This window comes from Mycobacterium sp. E3247, assembly GCF_001667785.1.
GTDB lineage: Bacteria > Actinomycetota > Actinomycetes > Mycobacteriales > Mycobacteriaceae > Mycobacterium.
In genome coordinates this window covers 16,052-36,897 of the sequence record NZ_LZJG01000156.1, presented here as the reverse complement: position 1 = coordinate 36,897, position 20,846 = coordinate 16,052, and the positions used below count along the sequence as shown (strand labels likewise).

Annotated in this window: 22 protein-coding genes, 1 tRNA gene and 1 other RNA gene; 16 read left to right on the top strand and 8 right to left on the bottom strand. The window is 69.6% G+C overall.

Features of this window, described 5'->3' with window-relative positions; all coding sequences use genetic code 11:
* An RNA gene (gene ffs, locus A9X04_RS08470) (signal recognition particle sRNA small type) lies at positions 1-81 on the bottom strand; the annotation flags it as partial.
* Positions 82-156: 75 nt separating this feature from the next.
* On the opposite strand from ffs, the gene A9X04_RS08465 reads away from it, so the two are divergent.
* Both A9X04_RS08465 and A9X04_RS08460 read left to right on the top strand, forming a co-directional pair.
* Positions 157-242, top strand: a tRNA-Ser gene (locus A9X04_RS08465).
* 92 nt (positions 243-334) lie between these two features.
* Complete coding sequence (locus A9X04_RS08460) at positions 335-1,120, top strand: hypothetical protein (RefSeq protein WP_067919295.1); 786 nt, start codon at positions 335-337, stop codon at positions 1,118-1,120.
* Here the strand turns inward: A9X04_RS08460 and A9X04_RS08455 are convergent, their stop codons facing one another.
* Both A9X04_RS08455 and A9X04_RS08450 read right to left on the bottom strand, forming a co-directional pair.
* Entirely contained in the window at positions 1,121-1,864 is a 744-nt protein-coding gene (locus tag A9X04_RS08455) for an enoyl-CoA hydratase/isomerase family protein (RefSeq protein WP_067919293.1), read from the bottom strand.
* Between the two features lie 13 nt (positions 1,865-1,877).
* Entirely contained in the window at positions 1,878-2,258 is a 381-nt protein-coding gene (locus A9X04_RS08450; protein ID WP_067919291.1) for a hypothetical protein, read from the bottom strand.
* Between the two features lie 144 nt (positions 2,259-2,402).
* Here A9X04_RS08450 and A9X04_RS08445 point away from each other — a divergent pair, with 144 nt between their 5' ends.
* The 3 genes from A9X04_RS08445 to A9X04_RS08435 all read left to right on the top strand — a co-directional run bounded on the left by A9X04_RS08445 (position 2,403) and on the right by A9X04_RS08435 (position 6,024).
* The gene (locus tag A9X04_RS08445; protein WP_067919302.1) at positions 2,403-2,882 is read left to right on the top strand and encodes a lipoprotein LpqH; all 480 of its coding nucleotides are present in this window, start codon (positions 2,403-2,405) and stop codon (positions 2,880-2,882) included.
* A 95-nt stretch (positions 2,883-2,977) separates the two neighbouring features.
* The gene (locus A9X04_RS08440; protein ID WP_067919289.1) at positions 2,978-4,675 is read left to right on the top strand and encodes a hypothetical protein; all 1,698 of its coding nucleotides are present in this window, start codon (positions 2,978-2,980) and stop codon (positions 4,673-4,675) included.
* The gene (locus tag A9X04_RS08435) at positions 4,666-6,024 is read left to right on the top strand and encodes a CHAT domain-containing protein (protein ID WP_067919300.1); all 1,359 of its coding nucleotides are present in this window, start codon (positions 4,666-4,668) and stop codon (positions 6,022-6,024) included. The genes A9X04_RS08440 and A9X04_RS08435 overlap by 10 nt, the downstream gene beginning before the upstream one ends.
* Positions 6,025-6,027: 3 nt before the next feature.
* On the opposite strand, the gene A9X04_RS08430 is transcribed toward A9X04_RS08435, so the two are convergent.
* A complete protein-coding gene (locus A9X04_RS08430) occupies positions 6,028-6,366 on the bottom strand; it encodes a hypothetical protein (protein ID WP_067919287.1) in 339 nt (112 codons plus the stop codon).
* A gap of 44 nt (positions 6,367-6,410) precedes the next feature.
* On the opposite strand from A9X04_RS08430, the gene A9X04_RS08425 reads away from it, so the two are divergent.
* Genes A9X04_RS08425 through A9X04_RS08410 form a run of 4 tightly spaced genes read left to right on the top strand, consistent with a single transcriptional unit; the run spans position 6,411 to position 10,595 of the window.
* Positions 6,411-7,727 carry a hypothetical protein gene (locus tag A9X04_RS08425; RefSeq protein WP_067919285.1) on the top strand — a complete coding sequence of 439 codons (1,317 nt, stop codon included), beginning with the start codon at positions 6,411-6,413 and terminating at the stop codon, positions 7,725-7,727.
* Entirely contained in the window at positions 7,724-8,863 is a 1,140-nt protein-coding gene (locus A9X04_RS08420; protein WP_067919283.1) for a hypothetical protein, read from the top strand. Before A9X04_RS08425 ends, A9X04_RS08420 begins: the two co-directional genes overlap by 4 nt.
* Before the next feature lie 29 nt (positions 8,864-8,892).
* The gene (locus tag A9X04_RS08415) at positions 8,893-9,960 is read left to right on the top strand and encodes a dihydrodipicolinate reductase (protein WP_067919281.1); all 1,068 of its coding nucleotides are present in this window, start codon (positions 8,893-8,895) and stop codon (positions 9,958-9,960) included.
* A complete protein-coding gene (locus A9X04_RS08410) occupies positions 9,957-10,595 on the top strand; it encodes a cutinase family protein (RefSeq protein ID WP_082974876.1) in 639 nt (212 codons plus the stop codon). The genes A9X04_RS08415 and A9X04_RS08410 overlap by 4 nt, the downstream gene beginning before the upstream one ends.
* A 12-nt stretch (positions 10,596-10,607) precedes the next feature.
* Here A9X04_RS08410 and A9X04_RS30870 read toward each other — a convergent pair whose 3' ends face one another.
* Positions 10,608-10,769 carry a hypothetical protein gene (locus A9X04_RS30870; RefSeq protein ID WP_197509096.1) on the bottom strand — a complete coding sequence of 54 codons (162 nt, stop codon included), beginning with the start codon at positions 10,767-10,769 and terminating at the stop codon, positions 10,608-10,610.
* Positions 10,770-10,821: 52 nt separating this feature from the next.
* On the opposite strand from A9X04_RS30870, the gene A9X04_RS08405 reads away from it, so the two are divergent.
* The 4 genes from A9X04_RS08405 to A9X04_RS08390 all read left to right on the top strand — a co-directional run bounded on the left by A9X04_RS08405 (position 10,822) and on the right by A9X04_RS08390 (position 13,946).
* Complete coding sequence (locus A9X04_RS08405; RefSeq protein ID WP_055403166.1) at positions 10,822-10,995, top strand: CsbD family protein; 174 nt, start codon at positions 10,822-10,824, stop codon at positions 10,993-10,995.
* Positions 10,992-11,699, top strand: a complete 708-nt coding sequence (locus A9X04_RS08400) for a cutinase family protein (RefSeq protein WP_067919279.1) — start codon at positions 10,992-10,994, stop codon at positions 11,697-11,699. Before A9X04_RS08405 ends, A9X04_RS08400 begins: the two co-directional genes overlap by 4 nt.
* A 27-nt stretch (positions 11,700-11,726) precedes the next feature.
* Entirely contained in the window at positions 11,727-12,710 is a 984-nt protein-coding gene (locus A9X04_RS08395) for an NAD-dependent epimerase/dehydratase family protein (protein ID WP_067919277.1), read from the top strand.
* Between the two features lie 72 nt (positions 12,711-12,782).
* Positions 12,783-13,946: a zinc-binding dehydrogenase gene (locus A9X04_RS08390; protein ID WP_067919275.1), complete on the top strand. Its 1,164-nt coding sequence runs from the start codon at positions 12,783-12,785 to the stop codon at positions 13,944-13,946.
* Here the strand turns inward: A9X04_RS08390 and A9X04_RS08385 are convergent.
* Positions 13,930-14,316 carry a PPOX class F420-dependent oxidoreductase gene (locus A9X04_RS08385; protein ID WP_067919273.1) on the bottom strand — a complete coding sequence of 129 codons (387 nt, stop codon included), beginning with the start codon at positions 14,314-14,316 and terminating at the stop codon, positions 13,930-13,932. The genes A9X04_RS08390 and A9X04_RS08385 overlap by 17 nt on opposite strands.
* Positions 14,317-14,432: 116 nt before the next feature.
* Between A9X04_RS08385 and A9X04_RS08380 the strand changes: the two genes are divergently transcribed.
* Positions 14,433-14,996 carry a TetR/AcrR family transcriptional regulator gene (locus A9X04_RS08380; protein WP_067919271.1) on the top strand — a complete coding sequence of 188 codons (564 nt, stop codon included), beginning with the start codon at positions 14,433-14,435 and terminating at the stop codon, positions 14,994-14,996.
* A gap of 1 nt (position 14,997) precedes the next feature.
* On the opposite strand, the gene A9X04_RS08375 is transcribed toward A9X04_RS08380, so the two are convergent.
* Complete coding sequence (locus A9X04_RS08375) at positions 14,998-16,200, bottom strand: cytochrome P450 (protein ID WP_067919269.1); 1,203 nt, start codon at positions 16,198-16,200, stop codon at positions 14,998-15,000.
* A 192-nt stretch (positions 16,201-16,392) separates the two neighbouring features.
* On the opposite strand from A9X04_RS08375, the gene A9X04_RS08370 reads away from it, so the two are divergent.
* Both A9X04_RS08370 and A9X04_RS08365 read left to right on the top strand, forming a co-directional pair.
* The gene (locus A9X04_RS08370; RefSeq protein ID WP_067919267.1) at positions 16,393-17,709 is read left to right on the top strand and encodes a diaminopimelate decarboxylase; all 1,317 of its coding nucleotides are present in this window, start codon (positions 16,393-16,395) and stop codon (positions 17,707-17,709) included.
* Entirely contained in the window at positions 17,706-18,464 is a 759-nt protein-coding gene (locus A9X04_RS08365) for a rhomboid-like protein (protein WP_067919265.1), read from the top strand. The genes A9X04_RS08370 and A9X04_RS08365 overlap by 4 nt, the downstream gene beginning before the upstream one ends.
* Here A9X04_RS08365 and A9X04_RS08360 read toward each other — a convergent pair.
* Positions 18,461-20,503 carry a glycoside hydrolase family 172 protein gene (locus A9X04_RS08360; protein ID WP_067919263.1) on the bottom strand — a complete coding sequence of 681 codons (2,043 nt, stop codon included), beginning with the start codon at positions 20,501-20,503 and terminating at the stop codon, positions 18,461-18,463. The two genes, A9X04_RS08365 and A9X04_RS08360, sit on opposite strands and share 4 nt — an antisense overlap.
* Positions 20,504-20,846 lie beyond the last annotated feature (343 nt).

Sequence of the window (20,846 nt, the reverse complement as noted above, 5' to 3'; positions counted from 1 at the left end):
GCACCCGACAGAGCCCATTGACCCTTGCTGCCTTCCGGCCCTGGGGGAGTTCACAGGATAGACGCCGCGCGGGGTCCATCGCGAGTGTAATACCCGGCGCGACGGTGCCGCCGAGCGCGTGGCGGCGGCTACGGCGGCCTCGGTTACCATGGCCACGGAGGATTCGCCTAGTGGCCTATGGCGCTCGCCTGGAACGCGGGTTGGGTTAACAGCCCTCGCGGGTTCAAATCCCGCATCCTCCGCAATTGGTCCGCCATGCGGACGTGCACGAATTGGTTGGGATTCGGGTTGGCCGCCTTTAGGCTGGCGTGAACTCACCAGCACGAGGAGGGGTATGGGGCGCAAGATCGCCGTGCCGTGGCACCTGCTGTTCTCCCTTGCTGCCGGCGCCCTCTACTTCTTCTTCGTGCTGCCCCGCTGGCCGGAGCTGATGGGTGACACCACGCGGACGTTGGGGACGGCGCTGCGGATCACGGCGGGTGCGCTGATCGCGCTGGCCGCCCTGCCGGTGGTGTTCAACCTGTTGCGGGTGCGCAAGCCGGAGCTGGGGACGCCGCAGATGGCGCTGAACCTCAGGGTCGCCTCGATCGTGTGCCACGTGCTGGCGGGCGTGCTGATCATCGGCACGGCGATCAGCGAGATCTGGCTGAGCGTGGACGCCGCCGGCCAGTATCTGTTCGCGATCTACGGCGCAGCCGCCGCGATCGCGCTGCTGGGATTCTTCGCGTTCTACCTGTCGTTCGTCGCCGAGTTGCCGCCGCCACCGCCGAAACCGATCAAGGCGAAGAAGCCCAAGAAGCGCCGGCGCCGCAACGAGGGCGACGAGGCAGAAGACGCCGAAGCCGAGGCCGCCGAGGAATCGGAGGCGGAAGAGGCCGAGGAGCCTCAAGAGGCCGAGGCCGAAGAGCCGGAGGAGACCGAGACCGTCAAGGCCGAGGGCTCCGAAGCCGCGGAGGAAGAGCCGGCGGCCGCGCCGGCCGCGTCCCCCGCTGAGTCCGAGGACGCGGGAGCGGCACAGGCCGGGCTGCGCAACCGCCGCCCGACGGGCAAGGGCTCGCATCGGATGCGGCGGCGCACCCGGGGCGGCGTGGCCGTCGAAGACGCCGTCGACGAGGACTGATCAGCCGCGTCGCCGCAGTCGCTCGACGTAGGCGGCGATCCGGTGCAGCGTCTCCTCCGCGCCCCACATCCGGCGGACCTCGTCGTCGATAGCCCGGCCCTCGCGGATCCGCGCCATCGTCGGGGCCCGCAGCTGGGTTTTTGTCTGGCGGTACGCGCCGGCCGGGATGCCGGCGAGATCGGACGCCTCCGCCAGGGCCACCTCCACGAGGTCCTCGGTGACCACCCGGTGGGCGAGCCCGCGGGCCACGGCGTCGGGCCCCCGGTAGCTGAGCCCGCCCAGCAGCACTTCCTCGGCGGCGTCGCCGCAGGCGTAGCGCATCACCTCGAGCGCGGCGACCGGGAAGGGCACCCCGACGCGCACCTCGGCCGCCCCGATCTGCGCCTGCGGGGCGATCAGGCGGCGGTCGCAGGCACACGCGAGCACGCATCCCCCGGCGATGGCGGCGCCGTTGATCGCGGCGACGGTCGGGCCCGGGTAGGCGAACATCGCCTCGAACGCCGCGGACAGCGCCGGGACCAGCCGATCGGTATAGCCGGAGCCGCCCTCCACCACCCGGTTGAGGTCGACGCCCGCGCTGAACGCCCGGCCGGCTCCGGTGACGACCAGCGCGCCGGCGTCCGAACGCCCCAAGTCACGCACCGCCAGGGTCAGCTCGTCGAGCAGTTCGACGTCCTGGGCGTTGACGGGACCCGACGACAGGGTCAGCACCTGAACGGTTCCCACCGTCTTGATGTCGATCATGGTCGCCTCCCGGTCAGCGGCTCACGGCCGCGATGACGACCGGGATGTCGGTGTTCTCGTCGGTGTGATAGCTCGCGCACACGCGGTGGTAGCCGTCGGCAATCTGTAGCGGGACACCGGTCGCGAAGTCGCCGCGCACCAGCAGGATGGGCGACAGCGGTTGGCCTTTCTCGATTTTGGTCAGGTCGGCGGCGACGTGGGGGTTGTCGGGCGGCAACAGTCCCAGCTGCGCCGCGCGCAGGATGTCTTTGGCCTTCCTGTGCGTGACCGTTCCGGCCTTCAGCTTCTTGAGGACCTTCTTGACGGTGTTCGCGTCCGCGAGCATGGTGAGGTAGTCGGCCGCCGCCGGAAAGTCATGGGCCTCAGGCTTTTCCAGCCACTTCACGCTCAGCATCGCGTGTCTCCCTTCCTCAGCGCCGACCTCGACGCAGCCTACCGGCTCGGCGCCGCCGAATTTGGGATCGGTAGCGAATCCGGCGTCCTGTACTTGCGCCATGGCGACGCCATCGGGGCGGCGCATGAAGGAAGGGAACCGGAAGTGAAACGTCTTCTCGCGGCTGCGATTGGGACACTGGGCGCCGCATCGGTGCTGGTGGGGTGCTCCAGCGGCGGCCACACGACCAGCCCGGCATCCAGCACGGCCCCCAGCGTCGCCCACGGCGGCGGCGCCCAGGTCAAGGTCGGCGGCGCCGACCTGGCGGGCCTGGACCCGGCCTCGGTGACGTGCGTCCGGACGGGCGGCAAGATCGACATCGGCAGCGGTTCCGGCGGCGGGCGGCAGGCGCTGGCGGTCGTGATGACCGACGAGGCCACCCCGAAGGTCGAGTCGCTGGCGATGGTCGTCGACGGCAACGCCCTGTCGGTCAGCAACAACATGGGCGCGAAGGTCGGTTCGGCCGACGTGGCGGTGGACGGTAAGACCTACACCATCACGGGCCAGGCGCAGGGCGCCGACCTGAAGAACCCGATGGCCGGAATGATCACCAAGGACTTCAACATCAAGGTGACCTGCGGCTGATGGTTGCGGCCGGGCGGCGGACGTGCCTGAACCACGCGTCCGCCGCTCGCCGCTTTCGCATGTCGGGACGACATCGGCGGACTTATGATGCAGCCGTGTCGATCCCCGAGGAGTTGGACAACGCGCGCCGCCTGGCGTTCGCGGCCGACGAAGCCGGGGCCCGCGACCTGTTGCTGTCCCTGATTCCGCGCATACAGCGGGAGGACCGCGACGATCTGATGCTGGAAGTCCTCGCCCAGCTGGGCGAGATCTACCTCGGCCGCGGCGCGAATGACGGGGTGCGCGAATCCATTCGGCGCATCGAGGACTGCGTGGCGATCTACGCGGGCATGCCCGGCGACGCCGGCATCGCGCAGATGATCCGGCGGTACTCGCGGCGGGCTCGGTTCCTGCAAGCCGGCCTGGCCGCGGCGATCGGGGACCACGAGGGCGCGGCGGCCGCGCTGGCGGTGCTGAATGACGAATCCGACACGGACTTTCCGTCGCTGGCGGACGAACACGCGCGACTGCGCATCCATGCGGCGGTATTGTGCGCGACCGCGCTGTGCGACGACGACCTGCACGTCCGGTCGGTCCCGCTGTGGGACAACGTGGTTCGCGCCCTCGAAGACCATGCCGGCAAGGGTGAGGCCGCGGACCACCTTCGGGTGGTCGCCGGCATCGGCTACGGCAGGTTCTGCGTCGAGACCGGCCGGCTGTCGGAGGCCGATCCCTGGTTACGGCGCGCGGAAGCCCGCGCCCAGGCCAACGGTTGGGCACTGTCCACGGCGCGAGCGCAGTTGGAGCGGGCGACGGCGTGCTGGGCGGCGAACGACCACGCCGGCACCGAGCGGCTGGTGTCGGAGGCCTACCCCGTGATCGCCCGCCACGCCCGCGCGCACGACGTCGCCCGCTGCTGCCTGTACCTTGGCCTCGCCCGGCTGGGGGCGGGGGCGCTGGAGGCCGCCGACGAGTGCTGGGAGCACGCCGAACGGCACTGGCGGGAATTGGGAAAGCCGCTGTACCTGCACCGTATCTTGTTGCAGCGCAGCTGGATCGCGATCTTCTGGAGCCGCTTCGCCGACGCGGTCGAACTGATCGCCCAGGCCCGCGAACTGCTCGACTCGTCGCCGCGCAGCAGCTGGCTGCAGTACGCGCTGCTGGACAACCATCTGGGCACGGTGTGGCGCGCGGACGCGTTGGCGGACCTGGGTTTCGACAGTTCGGGCGATCCCGACGAGACGCTGCAGGAGACCGAGGCGCGGCAGGCGCAGGGACTCGGCATCCTGCACGGCGAGATCGGCACCGAAAAGTATTGGCGCGGCATGGCCAAACTGCAGCAGGCCGCCGAACTCAAGGTGCCGGCCGCCCTCGCGGTCGACTCGGTGCGGTATTCGATCGCCGACGCCGACGCGCGATCACGATGGGCGCGCAGCATCGCGGCGCCGGTTCTGGCCGGCGCCTTCGCCGTCGCCTGGGAATGGGAGAACACCGACCTGATCAGTGAGCTGGTCGAATACCACAGCGCGCGAGGGACGTTCGGTACGGGCGCCGAGCGGCCACAGGCCGGCGAATGGGCTTCGACGGCCACGGCGCCAATCCCCGTCGACACCGAGCTGGAGCCGGGCCCGGCGCTGGCGGCGGCCGGCTCGTCGCCTCCCGGTGGCGCATCGCTGACCCGGCTCGGGCCGCTGCCGCCGTTGCGCATGCAGCCCGACGCCGGGCCGATCTTGAGCCACTATCGCGCGCTCGCGCAGCAGCGCTATGGCCGCGAAGTCACGGCGGCCGAGCCCGCCTGGTCGACCTGGCCGTGAGCGCCGGCCGGACCACGCTGATCCTGCGGTACGCCGACGTGGGGATCGCCACCTACGCCAGCTTGCGGATCGTCGGGCAGCCGTCGCGAACCGTCAACTGGGTCATCGAAGAGCCGCTGCTGCTCGCCGCGCTGGAAGAGCTGGCGAATGCCTTGCCGGAGCCGCACGGCTCCGAGGACCGGCGGGACGCGATCGAACGCGCCCTGACCACCGGTCCGTTCGCGGCGGCGGAGGCCGAGCTGACGCTCGCCTACATCCTCGGGGTGTTGCTGGTCGGCGCCCCCGGCTGGCAGCTGCTGACCGAGTGCGTCGCCACGCCGCGGGCGGTGTTGTTCGTCTCGCCCAGCGCGCGGCTGGCGCGGGTCCCGTGGGGGCTGCTGGCGCTGCCCAAATCGGGGCCCAGCAAGGAGGAACTGGTGCGCGCCCGTCAGGAGGCGATCACCGCCAGCGGCCGCGCCGCGGCCCGGATTCCCTGGCAGCTCGCCGACATCGCTCAGCACACCGACGGCCACCGGCTGATGGAAATGGTCGACGTCCTGATGGCGGTGCCGCCGAACATCGTCCATTCACCGCGCGTCCCGGCGGCGTGGGAAGCCAGGAAGGCCGGCCCGCCGCTGCTGGTCCTCGACCCCCGGGTGCCGGGGCAGCGCCCGGACTCCGCGCTGGGTTCGGTGCTCGGCAGGCCGTCCCCCGAGACCCCGTTGACGCGGCACTTCACCGAGTTGCTTCGGCACCGGCCCGTGCTGCCGGTGATTGGATCCCCGGCCGCCGCCATCGACCTGTTCCGCCGCCGGGACGCCGATCGCACGTGGCTGGCCAAGCTGCTCGCCCAGGCCCCGAGCCGGCTGCTCTACGTCGGGCACGCGAGTTCAGCCGACGGCCAGGCGGATCGCGCCGCGCTGCACCTCGCCGACACCGCAGAGGTCCCCGGCGACGCCGACCCGATCGGTGATCACCGCCCCCTGACCGCCTCGGATTTGATGGCCCTGCAACTGCCGATGCCGCCGCGGGTGGCCCTGCTCGCGTGCGGGTCGGGCGGGGACTATCGATTCGACGAGGCCACCGGGCTGGTGGCGGCAATGATCCTGGGCGGCGCACAGCTGGTGACGGCCACCCTCTGGTCGCTGCCCACCACCGCCGCGTATCGCCAATTCGCCCAGGCGGCCGCCGATCCGATGGCCGACATCGTGGCCGCAGTGGACCGCGCCCACGACGCCGAGACCGACGCCGGCTGCGCGGTGAACCGCTGGCAGCGCGACCGGATGCGGCGCTGGCGCGACGGCGACGCGACGGCCAGCCCGCTGTACTGGGCCGCGGTGGTCAGTTTCGCCGTGGACGGCGCGCGCTAGCGCTCACCGCGACCCCACGAACGCCGCGTGCACCGCTAGCACGTCGTCGGGCAACGAAAGCTCTTCGCGCGCAGCGGGATCGAACGCCACCAGGACGACCAGGCCGGGGCGCAGCATCGACACATCGAAATCCTCACCGCAGCGCGCCAACTTGCCGATGAACGTCTCCCCGGACACCGCGACCACCTCGATGAACACCTGACGCGCGACCGTGCGGACCGTGCCGACCCCGACCGCGGCGTCCGCGGCGCCCCGGGTCCGCGGACGGCCGAGCCGGTGCACCAGTGCCAACAGCTTCTTCATGCGCCCAGGGTGGGACGGCCGGCAGGCTACCGAACCCAAGTTTTCCGCTGCCGCGCTTCGCGCGATGCCCCTATTCTGTGCAGATGAGCGCGGATTCGCAGCTGGCCGTCGCGGTCGGCCAGCCTCGCCGGTCGGTGATCGACGCGGCCTGGCGGGCGATCGGCCCCGGCGTGGAGGTGCTCAGCAGCGACGACGGCGGGCCGTTGACCCGCACCGTCAAACGCATCATCGATCCGCTGGTGCTTCGGCTGCGCTCGAACCCGCAATACTCCGCCCCCGTCGTCGCGCCCGAGACCGCCGCGGCCATGCGTGACCTGATTGTCGCCAGTGCAGACGAATTACGTTCGGCCGCAGCATGGTTCGAGATTCTCAAACAGGAGCGCCGCAGGCAACGCATCCGCAGCGGAAACGCCCAGGAACTGTACTTCCCTGTGTGCTTCGAGCTCGCGGTGACGAAAGGCCCACCGGCACCGCAGGATCGCGAGACGGCGGCCGCGGTTCTGGCCGACATTCACCAGGGTCGCGACCGCACCGCGATCGAGGTGCTGCACCGGTACGTGGCCGATCCCGAAGCGGTCGCCAAGCTGGCCGACCAGCTCGACCGCAGCTGGCGCGACGTGCGGGCCGCCGGTGACACCGTCATCGAGCCGTTCCTGACGGAGCTGGCCACCGTGCTCGGACCGGCCAACAGCCACCGCACCGCGACGGCCCGGCAACGCGTCTGGTCGGCGATGATCGCCGACGCCACCCCGTACAACCTGGGGGCGTTGGCCCGGGTCCAGGCGGCGGAGCTGCCGTGGTCAATCGTGGGTCTGGGCTTGAGTGCGGTTGCGCCGCAACGGCCCCCGCAGGTGGTCGGCGGCGCCGACGGCGACCGCCCGCTGGACCGCAGCGTGGTGGACCGGGTGCGTGCGACGTTGCGCCGCGCGCTGGACCGCGACGCGCTGCCCGATATCCCCTTGCTGTGCGAGGAGGAGGTCGACCGGGCCTGCGCGCCGTGGGGGTTGCTGGCCGAGGACAAGCAGGCCACTCTCGTGGCGGGCATCGAGGTCGCGGTCGAGCTGGCCCCGCTGGACCCGTCCGCCGCCGGCCGCTATGCCCTGGCGGCGCAGATCCAGGCGCGGCTGCGCAAGGAGGCCTATGTGCTGCACGCCCGGCGCTACCTCGCCGAGGGCGGCCCGATCCATCCGCGCCAACGGCAGGTGGTCGACGACCTCGCCGCGTACGCGCAGCCCTACCTGAGCCGGCTGTGGGCGCGGCTGCACGGCCGCGACGTGTGGCAGGAGCCCTGCGACGACGTCGATGACGTGCGGTCGCTGCTCGAGGGCGTGGCGCGGTCGGTGAGCCTCGATCACCGGCAGCGGATCAAGGCGATGCTGGAACTGCAGGTGGCCGGATGAGATTGGTCGCCGATTCGGGGCTGTGGAGCACCGGACCCGCCAGCGAGGCCACGCCGCTGGCCGCGGTGCTGGAGGTCAGTGGCGCGGTGCTGTCGTGGACCCTGGACGCACCGGGCGAGCCCGACGGCGCCGCCACGCACATCACGTTCACCGATGTCGGCCGCGCCGACTGGCTTTGGCGGGTGGTCGGCGAATCCGGCCATGTCGCGCTGGCTTCCGCGGTGGCGTCGGCGGACGAACCGCGCGGCGTCGACCTCGCCGGCGTGGACATCCTGCCGGGCTCGCTGGAGACGCTCCGCAGGCTGGCCGTCGGCCATTGGCTGCGGCGCTGGTGGCCGGCCAGCCGGCACGAGGGCATCGTCGGGCTGGACCGCGCACTGTTGGACCTCGAGGTCGCGGTGCTGACCGCGGGCGCGCAGGGCTTCTTCGCCGACGACACCTTCGATTCCGATGTCGCGGACCTGCTGGCGCCGCACGCCGCCGCCCTGACCGGGCACGCCGCGGAAGGCGACCCGCGGGCGCTGGACCTGATCCGGGCCGGCGCCGCGCTGGCCGACGAGGTCGGGGTGGACGGCCCCGGCTGGCCCGAACTGTCTGCCGCCCTTGATGATTCGGAGCCGTTTTGGGTGCCGTCGAGCGGACGCCGAGACGACTACGCCCTGGCCGCCGGCGCGGGCGCGGGCCCGCGCGCCGCGGCCCCGATCGCCGACGGCGTCGCGTCGGTCAACTGGGGTGGCGTTCCGCCAGGCATCTTCGACGCCGGCGAGGACACCGTCGACTGGACGGTGGAGGCGGCCGGAACGGAGGTCGTCGCCCGCGTGCGGGTGGCGGTCATCGGCCCGGACGCGCCCACCGGCGTCGCGGTGCGGCTGACCTCCGGGAGCATCTCCGGCGCGGGCGCGCTGGACGCCGACGGCCGCGCGACCCTCGCCCTGGCCGACGGCACCCAACGTCCGCTCACGGAATCGGCGGCATGGAACCACGATTGGTCGGCGACGTCGGTCCTAGTCGGGGCCGTGACGATGGAGTCGGCCGAAACCCGGGAGCGCGTGCGGCGCTGGGCGCGGGCACGGCTGGACCGGCCGGCCGTCGACGCCTACCTCGCCGAGATCCTGGCCGCCGAATCCGCCTACTAACGGCAGCACCCATTCCCTATGCTGAGCGAGTGCCAAACACCTATCGAGTGGTTCAGTGGAACACCGGCAACGTCGGCAAGAGTTCGCTGAAGTCGGTCGTCGCCAACCCCACGCTGGAACTGGTGGGCTGCTATGCGTGGTCGGCCGAGAAGGTCGGCCGCGACGCCGGCGACCTCGTCGGGATCGCGCCGCTGGGCGTGGCGGCCACCAACGACGTCGGCGCCCTGCTCGCGCTGAAACCCGACTGCGTGGTCTACAACCCGATGTGGATCGACGTCGACGAGCTGGTCCGCATCCTGTCCGCGGGCGTCAACGTGGTGACGACGGCGTCCTTCATCACCGGGGGCAACCTCGGCGACGGGCGGGACAAGATCGCTCAGGCCTGCGAGAAGGGCGGCGCCACCATCTTCGGGTCGGGGGTGAGCCCGGGTTTCGCCGAGCTGCTGGCCATCGTGTCGGCGATGGTGTGCAACCGGATCGACAAGGTCACGGTCAACGAGGCCGCCGACACCACGTTCTACGACTCACCGGAGACCGAGAGGCCGGTGGGCTTCGGGCAGCCGATCGACCACCCGGGGCTGCAGGCGATGGCGGCGAAGGGCACGGCCATCTTCGGCGAGGCCGTCCGGCTGGTGGGCGACGCGCTGGGCGTCGAACTCGACGACGTCAAGTGCGTGGCCGAGTTCGCCCAGACCACGGCCGACCTCGAGATGGCGTCCTGGACCATCCCCGCCGGGTGCGTGGCGGGGGTGTACATCAGCTGGCAGGGCATCGTCGGCGACACCACCCTGATCGACCTGAACGTCCGGTGGCGCAAGGGCCAGACGCTCGAGCCCGACTGGAAGATCGACCAGGACGGCTGGGTCATCCAGATCGACGGGCAGCCGACGGTCACCACCAAGGTCGGCTTCCTGCCGCCGCCCTACTTCGAGGCCACCACGATCGAGGAGTTCATGGACCTCGGCCACATCATGACCGCGATGCCCGCGATCAACGCGATCCCGGCCGTTGTCGCCGCGCCGCCGGGCATCGTCACCTACACCGACCTTCCGCTGACGCTGCCCCGTGGGAACGCCTGTGTCAGCATGAAGCGATGAGTGTGAAGCGCATCGTCGTTGCCGTTGTGGCCGTGGCGAGTTGGGTGGTGCTGGGCGGGGCGCTCAACAACCCGGCCGCTCATGCCGACCCCTGCCCCGCCGTCGAGGTGGCGTTCGCCCGCGGCACCGGCCAGCCCCCGGGGGTCGGCAGTGTGGGCCAGGCGTTCATCGACTCACTCGGGTCCCAGATTTCCGGGCGGTCGATGGGTGTCTACCCGGTCAACTACCCCGCGACCGAGGCCTTCGCCGCGAGCGCCCAGAACGGTGCCGACGACCTGGTTGCCCACGTACAGGACATGATCGGTCGCTGCCCCAACACCCGAATGGTGCTCGGCGGGTTTTCGCAGGGTGCCGGCGTGATCGACTTGGCCACGCCGGCCATGCCACCCCGGGCGGTCGACCACGTCGCGGCGATCGCCGTCTTCGGCAATCCGACGAGCGCCCTCGCGAATCGCTTGTCCGGCACCGTGTTCCCGCCGATCGCCCCGCCGTACGCCGCGAAGACCGTCGACATGTGCGCCGCCGGCGACCCGGCGTGCTCGGATGGCTCCAACATCAACGTCTTCGCCCACGCCTCGTACGTGCAGTCCGGCATGACGACCCAGGCCGCGAACTTGGTCGCCGCGCGATTGTAGGGCGGCCCGCCCCTAGCCGGGCGGCTCCGGGGGCTCGGGTCCTGGCGGTGGCGCGGTCGGCGAGTCCCTCAGGTACCTGCGCAGCCGCAGCAGCTGGTTGATCACCATGCCGATGCCGAGCAGCATCAGCCCCACCACCACTGCCACCACGATCGCGGCGCTCACAACCACCATGATGGCAGGCTCGGGGTTTCAACTGCTCCCTTTGCTGGGTAGCCACACCGGCATGAGTAACGAGGACAAGCTGAAGAACAAGATCGAGGACCTGGGCGGCCGGGCCAAGGAGGCCATCGGCAAGGCGACCGGGGACCACGAAACCAGGGACGAGGGCCGGGCGGACCAGGCGAAGTCCAGCCTGAAGGACGCCGGCGAAAAGGTGAAAGACGCCTTCAAGAAGTGAGCAAGCTTGCCCCGCCGCGTCGGCTGCCTGCGCTCGTCGGACTGGCGGCGCTGGCGGCCGGCGCGCTGGTCTCCAGTGCGCCGAGTCCGTCCGCGTCCGCGGACCCGTGTCCCGATGTCGAGGTGGTGTTCGCCCGCGGATCGGGTGAGCCGCCCGGTGTCGGCGGCATCGGCGGGTCCTTCGTCGACGCGCTGCGCTCGCAGATCGGCTCCCGATCGTTGAGCGTCTACGCGGTCAATTACCCGGCCAGCACTGACTTTTCGAACCCCAACTTCCCGCAGACGGTCGTCGACGGCATCCGTGACGCCAGTTCGCACGTCGAGGCCACCGCCAAGAACTGTCCCAACACCCGCGAGGTGCTCGGCGGGTATTCGCAGGGCGCGGCGTTGGCCGGTTACGTCACCTCGGCGGCCGTACCGTCGGGCGTGCCGGCGTCCGCCGTGCCGTCACCGATGCCGCCCGACGTGGCTAACCACGTCGCCGCGGTCACCCTGTTCGGGACGCCGTCGGGCGACTTCCTGCAGAAGTACCACGCCCCGCCGCTGGCCATCGGCCCGCTGTATCAGCCGAAGACCCTGGAGCTGTGCGCCCAGGGCGATCCGGTGTGCGGCACCGGCACCGGGAACGACTTCGCCGCGCACGTGTCCTACGGCGTGAACGGCATGACCGGCCAGGCCGCCAACTTCGCCTCCAGTCACCTGTAGGCCGGACGGCCCTGCAAAGATCGCACCATGCGCGTTCTGATCACAGGCGGTACGGGATTCGTCGGCGGGTGGACGGCAAAGGCCATCGCCGACGCGGGGCACTCCATCCGGTTCCTGGTGCGCAACCCTGGCAAGCTGCAGACTTCGGTGGCCAAACTGGGCGTCGACGTGTCCGACTTCGCCGTCGCCGACATCACCGACCGGATGGCGGTGCGTGAGGCGCTGGACGGCTGTGAAGCCGTCGTGCACAGCGCCGCCCTGGTCGCCACCGACCCGCGCCAGACCACCCAGATGCTCACCACCAACATGCAGGGCGCGCAGAACGTCCTCGGCCAGTCGGTGGAGCTGGGCCTGGATCCGATCATCCACGTGTCGAGTTTCAGCGCGCTCTTTCATGCCGGCCTGGAAGAGCTGTCGGCGGACCTGCCGGTCGTCGGTGGGGCGGACGGGTACGGCACGTCCAAGGCGCAGGTCGAGATCTATGCCCGCGGCCTGCAGGATGCGGGCGCGCCCGTGAACATCACCTACCCCGGCATGGTCATCGGCCCACCGGTGGGTGACCAGTTCGGCGAGGCCGGCGAGGGCGTCAAGGCCGCCCTGCAGATGCACGTGATCCCGGGTCGGAGCGGGGCCTGGTTGATCGTCGACGTCCGCGATTTGGCGGCGTTGCACGCGGCGCTGCTGGAGCCCGGCCACGGCCCGCGCCGCTACATGGCGGGCGGCCATCGCGTTCCGGCGGCGGAGTTGGCGAAGATGCTCGGCGAGGTGTCCGGGTCGGCGATGGTCTCGGTCCCGATTCCCGATACCGCTCTGCGCGTCGCCGGCGCGGTGATGGATCGCGCCAGCCGTTTCGTACCCTTCGATACGCCCTTCACCTGGGCCGGGATGCAGTACTACACGCAGATGCCGGCGTCCGACGATTCACCGAGCGAACGCGAACTCGGCATCAAGTACCGGGATCCACAAGAGACCCTGGCCGACACGTACGAAGCCCTTCGCGCGCTGAGCTGAGCGCGCGCCTCGCGGCTGAAAGAGCCGGCACCCGCGGGTCCGAATTCGACCACCGTGTAGGAGGATCGACGGATGAAGAGCGTGACCTGCACCAACGCAAAGCTCGAAGTAGTCGACGCCCCGACGCCGACCCCCGCCAAGGGGCAGCTGTTGGTCGAAGTCCTCAGGTGTGGCATCTGCGGATCCGACCTACACGCTCGTCACCACTGCGACGAACTCGCCGACGTCATGGCCGAATCCGGCTACGACGCGTTCATGCGATCGGACCAGCACGTCGTCTTCGGTCACGAATTCTGCGGCGAGGTATTGGATTACGGGCCGGGCACGCGCAAGGCCCCGCGACCCGGCACCCGGGTCGTGGCCCTGCCGCTGCTGCGGCGCGGCAAAGAGGTGCACGGGATCGGGCTGTCGACCATGGCACCCGGGGCCTACGCCGAACAGCTCCTCGTCGAGCAGTCGCTGACGTTCGCGGTGCCGAACGGGTTGTCCCCGCAGATCGCCGCGCTGACCGAGCCGATGGCCGTCGCGTGGCACGCCGTCCGACGCGGCGAGGTGAAGAAGGGGGACGTGGCGATCGTGATCGGCTGCGGGCCAATCGGTCTGGCCGTGATCTGCATGCTCAAGGCGCACGGCGTGCGCACGGTGATCGCCAGTGACTTCTCTGCGGGCAGGCGCGCGCTGGCGACGGCCTGCGGCGCCGACATCGTCGTCGACCCCGCACACGACTCGCCCTACGCGACCCGGGCCGGCCGCAAACATCTGCAAGGGATTCTGGAGGCGTTCGACCTCGCGGTCGGCACGATCGAGAAACTGCAACGGCTGCGGCTGCCGTGGTGGCACGTGTGGCGCGCCGCCGAGGCCGCCGGCGCGGCAACCCCCAAGCACCCGGTCATCTTCGAATGCGTCGGTGTCCCAGGCATCATCGACGGCATCATCGCCGGCGCACCGCTGTTCTCGCGCGTCGTCGTCGTGGGTGTGTGCATGGGCGCCGACCACATTCGGCCCGCGATGGCGATCAACAAGGAGGTCGACCTGCGGTTCGTGCTCGGCTACACCCCTCTCGAGTTCCGCGACACCCTGCACATGCTCGCCGACGGCAAGGTCGACGTCACACCGCTGATCACCGGAACGGTCGGGTTGTCCGGCGTCGAAGCCGCGTTCGATGCGCTCGGCGATCCCGAGGCGCACGCGAAGATCTTGATCGATCCCAAGAGCGACGCTAGCCAGCCGGTCTGATCTCGAGCCCCACGTGGACCTTGTCGATGCCGCCCCGGACGATCGAGTGCGCATAGAACCACCAGGCGTGGTACCAGTAGCGCCTGAGCACGGCGTTGTAGACCCGCCGCGTCTCGGCCTTCGGCAGCACCCGGGCGACGCCCTCGACCTCTTCGCTCTTGGGTTTCCCCAACGCGGCGCTCTTGGCGATCGTCACCCGGGGCGTGTTGTTGATCCGCCTGGTCTTCCACGACCCGTCGTCGGTGATGACCAGCAGTTTGTCGCCCTCGGGCACGCCCCAGATCGGCGTGGGCTTGGGGCGGCCGTCCTTGGTGAACGTCGTCAGCAGCAGGTACTTGGATTGGATGACGTCGGAGAAACTGGGAGCCATGGAAGATATTGTTCCTTCACTTTCTGAACGGTTCCCGTGAACCATTCCCCGCACCTCAATCCTCTAACCAACAGCCTTTGTTGATTCTTGGCGACCGCCCAAATTAGGGTCCGGTGATGGCCAGGGACTCGACGACCCGGGACCTGCTGATCGACGCGACGGTTCACGTCATGGTCGAGGAGGGGTACGCCGCGGCGACCTCACGCCGAGTGGCCGCCCAAGCCGGGGTCAAAGCCGCGCTGGTGCACTACTACTTCCCCACGATGGATGAGCTCTACCTCGACGTCTTCAGGCGCGGGGCGGCCGCTTACCTCGATCGCCAGAAGGCGGCGCTCGCGTCCGACCGCCCCCTGCACGCCCTGTGGGACACCCTCGTCGCACCCAAGGATGCCCGGTTGCTGCAGGAATTCATGGGACTTGCCAACCACCGCAAAAAGATCCGCGCCGAGATCGCGGCCTGGTTCCAGCGGTGGCGCGACATGCAGATCGCCGCGCTGGACGAGATCGTCCGCGAGAACGGCCTCGACGCAGCCGAATTCCCGCCGGCGGGTCTCGCGGTGGTCATCGCCGCGATCGGCCGCACCGTCATCTTGGAGGATTCCCTCGGTGCCACGCGCGGTCACGCCGATGCCATCGCGCTGGTCAACCGACTCATCGACCGATACGAGGCGCCCGCCTGACTCAGGGCAGCACCACCTGTAGCCGCTCCCAGCCCCTGACCGTCGACGTCGGCGCCAATCTCGCGGTCTCGTAGTCGATTCCCCATTCCGGCCATCGGTTGAGGATTTCGTCCAGCGCGACACGGCCCTCGAGGCGGGCGAGGTTGGCGCCGAGGCAGTAGTGCACGCCCTTCCCGAACGTGATGTGCGAGATGTTGTCACGACGGATGTCGTAGGTGTCCGGATCGGCGTAGCGGCGGTGGTCGCGGTTTGCGGCACCGAAGAGCAGCAGCATGGCACTGCCGGCCGGAACCGTGGTGCCGTAACACTCGAAATCCTTTGCCATCCAGCGGGCCACGTGCGGTCCCGTCGGTTCGAATCGCAGCGTCTCGTCGACCGTGCGGGTCAGCAGCGACCGATCTTCGTAGACCGCGCGCCGCTGGTCGGGATGCTCGGCGAGCACCTTGGCCAGCCAGCCGATCAGCCGGCCCGTCGTCTCGTTGCCCGCCCCGGCGACCACCTGCGTGTAGTGCAGCACCTCCTTGCGGGTCAGCTTCCGGTGCACACCGTGCTCGTCGTCGAACTCGACGTTGAGCAGCGTCGTCATCAGGTCGTCGGAGGGATTCTTGGACCGCCATTCCACGTAGTCGGCGTAGATCCGGCCGTCGGCGATCGAGTCGGCGTCGGCGACCTTCAACGGTGCGCCCGGTTTGGTGCGCAGGTTGGCGTCGTTGGCGTCGCGCACCGAAACCTGCTCGGACTCGGGGATTCCCAACAGCATGCCGATCACCCGCATCGGCATCATCGAGGCCAGCTCGGCAATGATGTCGAAGCTCCCGGAACCGACCAGCGGATCCAGACACCGCACGCAGTATTGGCGAATCTGGTCCTCGAGCGCGGCCATCCGGCGCGGGGTGAACACGCGCGACATCAGCCCGCGCAACCTGGTGTGCTCCGGCGGATCCTGGAACATCATCACCCCGCCGGGCATGTCGAACTTCGACTGGATGAGCTCGAGGATGTCGCTGCGCTTGTTGGAGAACGTCTCCCAGTCGGCCAGCGCCCGATCGACGTCGGAATACCGTGACAGCGCCCAGAAGTCGTAGCGCTCGTTGTAGTAGATCGGCGCCTCTTCGCGCAGCCGCGCGTAGGTCGGGTACGGGTCGGCGATGATTCCGGTGTCATAGGGGTCGTAGTAGACGTCCGTGCCGGTGGTGGCCGTCATTTCACCTCCATTTTGGGCGATCGCCCAAATCCATGACGCACCCATGTCTAGCAGCGCGAAGCCTGGCAGTCAAGACTCCGCCGCGCCCCGACCTCACGCCCAGTGTTCCGAATCTGTGAAGATTTGCCCCCCGGGTGTGAAGGCTTCGTTAAGAGCGCGGCACGCCCGCGATCCGACCGGCACCGTGGAGGGATGACGCTCTTCGAGCTGCTGCCATCGCTGAGGCACGGGCTGAACCCGCACCTCGATCGTGCGGTGTGGCCGCTGAGCGCCTACGTCGACGACCGGGGCCGGCTGTGCGTGGGCGACGTGGCCGCCGACGATATCGCCGCCGAGTTCGGCACCCCCACCTACGTGGTGGACGAGGAGGACTTCCGGGCCCGCATCCGCTGCTACCGCGCGACGCTCCCCGACGCCGAGCTGATCTACGCGGGCAGGGCGCTGTTGAGCGTCGACGTCGCACGCTGGGCCGCGGACGAAGGGGCCGGCGTGAATGTGTGCTCGGCCGGCGAGCTGGCCACCGCGCTGGCCGCCGACATCCCGCCGGCACAGATCATCCTGGACGGCGTGATCACCGCGGCCGAGCTCTACGACGCGGTCGCCGCCGGCGTCGGTCGGATCGTCATCGACACCCCCAGCGAGGTCTCGCTGCTCGCCTGCCGGGTGCGTCAGCCTCAGCGTGTCCTGGTCGGTGTCATCCCCGATGTGGGGGCCATCGACCAGAAATTCGGGTTCGCACTGTCGGGAGGCCAGGCTGCCGGCGCCCTCAGGCGCGTCCTGGACCAGCCGTGGCTGAACCTGGTGGGGCTGCACTGCCGGCTGGGGTCACAGCTCACCGACGCCTCGCACTACGGTGAAGCGATCCGCCAGATGATCGGCGTGATGGCCGAGGTCCGCGACCGCCATCAAGTCGTGCTCACCGAACTCAACCTCGGCGGCGGACACGCGGTCCCCTACCTTTCCGGTGACCCGGAGCTCAACCTCCGCTCGCTTGCGGCCACCATCGGGGCTGCACTGGAATCCGCCTGCGCGGAGCACGATTTCCCGCGCCCGACGATCGTGATCGAACCGGGCCGGGCGATCGCCGCGCGGGCCGGGATGATGCTGTGCCGCGTGATCGCCGTCAAGCGCCAGCCGGGCGGGCACACCTTCGTCGCGGTGGACGGCGGCACCGGCGACATTCACAGCCCCGAGCGGCCCGACACGAAATACACGGTGGGATTGGCCAATCGGCACGTGCCGACCGCGACCGCACCCGTCACCGTCGTGGGCCGGCATGGCGACGGCGATGAGATCGCCCGCGACGTCGAGTTGCCTGCGGACGTCCGGCCCGGAGACCTGCTGGCGGTGGCCTGCACCGGCGCCTATCAGCACTCGACGGAGTCGAGTCGCAGCCTGGTGGGCCGTCCGCCGCTGGTCGCGGTCTCCGGCGGCCGGTCGCGCGAGCTGGTGCGCCGGGAAACCGTGGCCGACCTCCTGGCCCGCGATCGCGGCTGGAACGGCCGATGACGGTATCCGACACCCCCGGTCGGCTGCGCGCCGACCGGTTGCGGGTCACGGCGGCATACACCGTCCTGCTGCTCGCCGTCTCGGTCACCCTGACGGCCCTGGGTTCACACACCCGCGCCACGGTCGTCAGCGAGATGAGCACCAACCTGCACAACCTGGCGCACGGCCACCTGGGCACCTTGGTCGGGAGCGCATTCGTCAGCGACGGCGGTGACGTCTATCTCTGGTTGCCGGGGCTGGTGTGCTTGCTGGCGCTGGGCGAACTCATCTGGCACGGCCGGGGTTTGCTGATCACCTTCGCGGTCGGCCACATCGGCGCCACCTTGATCCTCGCGGTCGGGCTGGTCGCCGCGGTCGAGACCGGTTGGCTGCCGTTCTCGGTTGCGCGCGCCACCGACGTGGGGATCAGCTACGGCGCGGCATGCGTGCTGGGCGCCTTGACCGCGTCGATCCCGTTGCGCTGGCGGGCGGCCTGGGTGGGGTGGTGGCTCGGCATCGCGATGGTGGCGACTTTCGACGCGGACTTCACCGCGTTCGGTCACGTCCTGGCACTGCTGCTGGGCATGGGCCTGTCGTTCCGGCTGCCGTCGATCACGCGGTGGACGCCCCCGCACGCGGCGTTGCTCGCCGTCGGCGCCACGTTCGGCTATTTCGTGCTCTCGGGGTGGTCGTCGCTGGTGGCCCCCGTCGGCGGTGTGACGGGCGTGGTGATGGCACTCCTTGCCACCCGGGTGATGCGGTCCGCCGCCGTCTAGCCGGTTGAACCGGACAGTGTTTCGACCTCATAGCGGCTCGCCGTCCAGGGCGGGGAGTCGGGCGCAGGCGTCAGGGTGACCGTCAGTTGCGCTTTGCCCGCAGTTTCCGCGGGCGGCAACAGGTAGGTGTCGTCGAGCCAGCGGTGAAAAGCGTTGGCGCGCGGCTGCAGCCAGGTGCCGACCGGGACGCCGTCGATGGCGACGTCCGCCGATTGGAAGCCGTCGGCCTGATCCGACGTACGGCGCAACAGGATGCCGCGGTTGCCCGGGTCGGTGTCGACGTGGAACGTGATCGCGCCGCTGGTGGCGCGGACCGACCCGATGACCGGATGGGTGTCTTCGGCGCCCTCGTACTCGCTGATCAGCAACCGGTCCGATGCGTCGGCGTCGGCGTAGCCGTGCAGCAGCCGGCTGACCGGATCACCCGGGCGGACGTCGTCGCCGGGCGCGAGAGTCTCATTCGGTTGGGCGTAGAGGAAAGCGGTTGAGCTGTAGTCGGGTTGGACCATGTTCCGCTTTCCGTGCTCGATGCCGAAGCGGATCGCGGAGTGGTAGTCGATGGCGTCGGCCAGCATGAGCCGATAGACGGCGACGCAGTAGTCCGCGCAGCCGCCGGTGGCCGTGCGCCGATCGGGTTGTCCGGTGAGCGGGTCGCTGAAGCGGGTCCCGTCCTTGAAATACCAGCCGCCCTCGTAGAGGTCCTCGGTCCCGGTGCCATACCACTGGGGCGACGCGGCACCGTCGGTGTACACGCGCTCGGCCCCTTCGAGAAAGTACGGGGCGGCATCGCTGAACGCGGTCTTGATCCGGAAGCCGCGAATGGTGTGGCTGACACCCACGAATTTCCCGTGGCCTCGTTCTTCGGCGAAGAGCCAATCCTGGCCGGGGATCGTCGGCGCGGCATGCGAGCGAGCGGTGAAGTAGCCGGCGCGTCCGGCGGCCAGCGCGGACGCCCACCGGGCGTCGGGGGCGATCGTCACGTCGCTCTCGATCCCGCCTACCGGGTCGTCGGTGGTGTTCACGAGGGTGATGCGGACGTCGTGGGCGAACGGCATCGGCCACCACGCGTACAACGACAACGATCCGCCAGGATCGGAGACCGCGGCGAACATCAGCGATCGCACGCTGTCGACGCCCAGTCCGGCGCCGAAGAACTCGCCGAGTGGGGAGTCGACGGTGGTCTGGCCATCGAACTCCATCTGCAGCCGTAGGCCGCTCAGGAGTTGGTCCGTGGGTTCGGGGAGTTGCAGGTGTATCGCCGAAACGCTGCCCGGGCCTGCCATTTCCGCGATCGTCACCCCTGCGCCGGCAGGAGGCGCGACTGTCCGCTTGTCGTGAGCGGCGGCGGGGCCGGCCGGCTTCGGATCGACCGTGCCCGCGTCGCGCAGCGTGGCGAGCACGTCGAGCGCGCGATCGGAGGGCGAGAAGGTGGTGACGCCCTCCGGCGTCGAGAATTGCCGGTAATCGACGTGGTAGTACTCGAGATTCGATGCCACGCTGATGCGCATCGACTGCCGGTAGGGCATCGGCACCTTGACGTACACCCCACCCGGCGACTGAGTCGCGTTGGCCACCAGGGGCCATTCGAACGGCGCACCCAGCGCGCCATTGACGACCGATTGCAGGGGAGCGTCCAATACCGTGCGGCCGTCCAGTTCGACGCGAATGTTTCCGATCTTGGTCACCTTGCCACCGTCACGGGTGAGCCAGATCGAATCCACCTCGCCGGCACCGCGATCTTCCGCGATGACGCAGCCGGCACCGCCGTCGGCCAAACACCCGCCCGTGCCGTTGCGATTTCCGGTGGAGAGGTCGAAATCGCCGCCGCTGCGATCAAAGCTCGAAACCTGCAAGGCTTGGGTGTCGCTGCGCAAGTAAGGCAACAGATCGAGCCGGCGGTAGGTGTCCCAGCCGGTCAGCCGGTCACCGGCGCCGGTGCCGACCGGCTCGGCCGGTGCTTGCGCCGCCGCGGTGACGCCGACGGCTGCCGACAGCGCCAAGGCCGACACCACGCACCACGCACGAGTTGCGACCTGCACAGCGACAAAGCCTACTTTTCCCGGTCGGGTTGACCGAATTTGGAATCTCACTCCGAATCGCTGCGCCGTGGCACACCCGAAATGCATTCAAGCTATTGGGGGTAGCCAAGGCGAATTCGATCGCGGCGCCCGTGGCGCATACCGAAAGACGCCGATGTGATCATTTTCGAGACCTATAGTACGTTTCTCTTCTCTGGCGAAGATGCTTGGAACGTTGCAACGTCATTTAGATTCGGGTCGGATCGTATGCGCCTGCCGTCAGACCCGTTGCCCGCGTGGATTTTTGCCGCGAGATGAATGCCAATACGCCAAAACCCGCTTACCGCCGCGGATTTAACCCACG

Coding starts and splice junctions, on each gene's coding strand:
- A9X04_RS08390 (WP_067919275.1), top strand. CDS start 12,783: ATGAAGAGCGTGACCTGCACCAACGCAAAGCTCGAAGTAGTCGACGCC.
- A9X04_RS08380 (WP_067919271.1), top strand. CDS start 14,433: ATGGCCAGGGACTCGACGACCCGGGACCTGCTGATCGACGCGACGGTT.
- A9X04_RS08420 (WP_067919283.1), top strand. CDS start 7,724: ATGAGATTGGTCGCCGATTCGGGGCTGTGGAGCACCGGACCCGCCAGC.
- A9X04_RS08460 (WP_067919295.1), top strand. CDS start 335: ATGGGGCGCAAGATCGCCGTGCCGTGGCACCTGCTGTTCTCCCTTGCT.
- A9X04_RS08425 (WP_067919285.1), top strand. CDS start 6,411: ATGAGCGCGGATTCGCAGCTGGCCGTCGCGGTCGGCCAGCCTCGCCGG.
- A9X04_RS08450 (WP_067919291.1), bottom strand. CDS start 2,258: ATGCTGAGCGTGAAGTGGCTGGAAAAGCCTGAGGCCCATGACTTTCCG.
- A9X04_RS08410 (WP_082974876.1), top strand. CDS start 9,957: ATGAGTGTGAAGCGCATCGTCGTTGCCGTTGTGGCCGTGGCGAGTTGG.
- A9X04_RS30870 (WP_197509096.1), bottom strand. CDS start 10,769: ATGGTGGTTGTGAGCGCCGCGATCGTGGTGGCAGTGGTGGTGGGGCTG.
- A9X04_RS08455 (WP_067919293.1), bottom strand. CDS start 1,864: ATGATCGACATCAAGACGGTGGGAACCGTTCAGGTGCTGACCCTGTCG.
- A9X04_RS08375 (WP_067919269.1), bottom strand. CDS start 16,200: ATGACGGCCACCACCGGCACGGACGTCTACTACGACCCCTATGACACC.
- A9X04_RS08370 (WP_067919267.1), top strand. CDS start 16,393: ATGACGCTCTTCGAGCTGCTGCCATCGCTGAGGCACGGGCTGAACCCG.
- A9X04_RS08385 (WP_067919273.1), bottom strand. CDS start 14,316: ATGGCTCCCAGTTTCTCCGACGTCATCCAATCCAAGTACCTGCTGCTG.
- A9X04_RS08395 (WP_067919277.1), top strand. CDS start 11,727: ATGCGCGTTCTGATCACAGGCGGTACGGGATTCGTCGGCGGGTGGACG.
- A9X04_RS08365 (WP_067919265.1), top strand. CDS start 17,706: ATGACGGTATCCGACACCCCCGGTCGGCTGCGCGCCGACCGGTTGCGG.
- A9X04_RS08405 (WP_055403166.1), top strand. CDS start 10,822: ATGAGTAACGAGGACAAGCTGAAGAACAAGATCGAGGACCTGGGCGGC.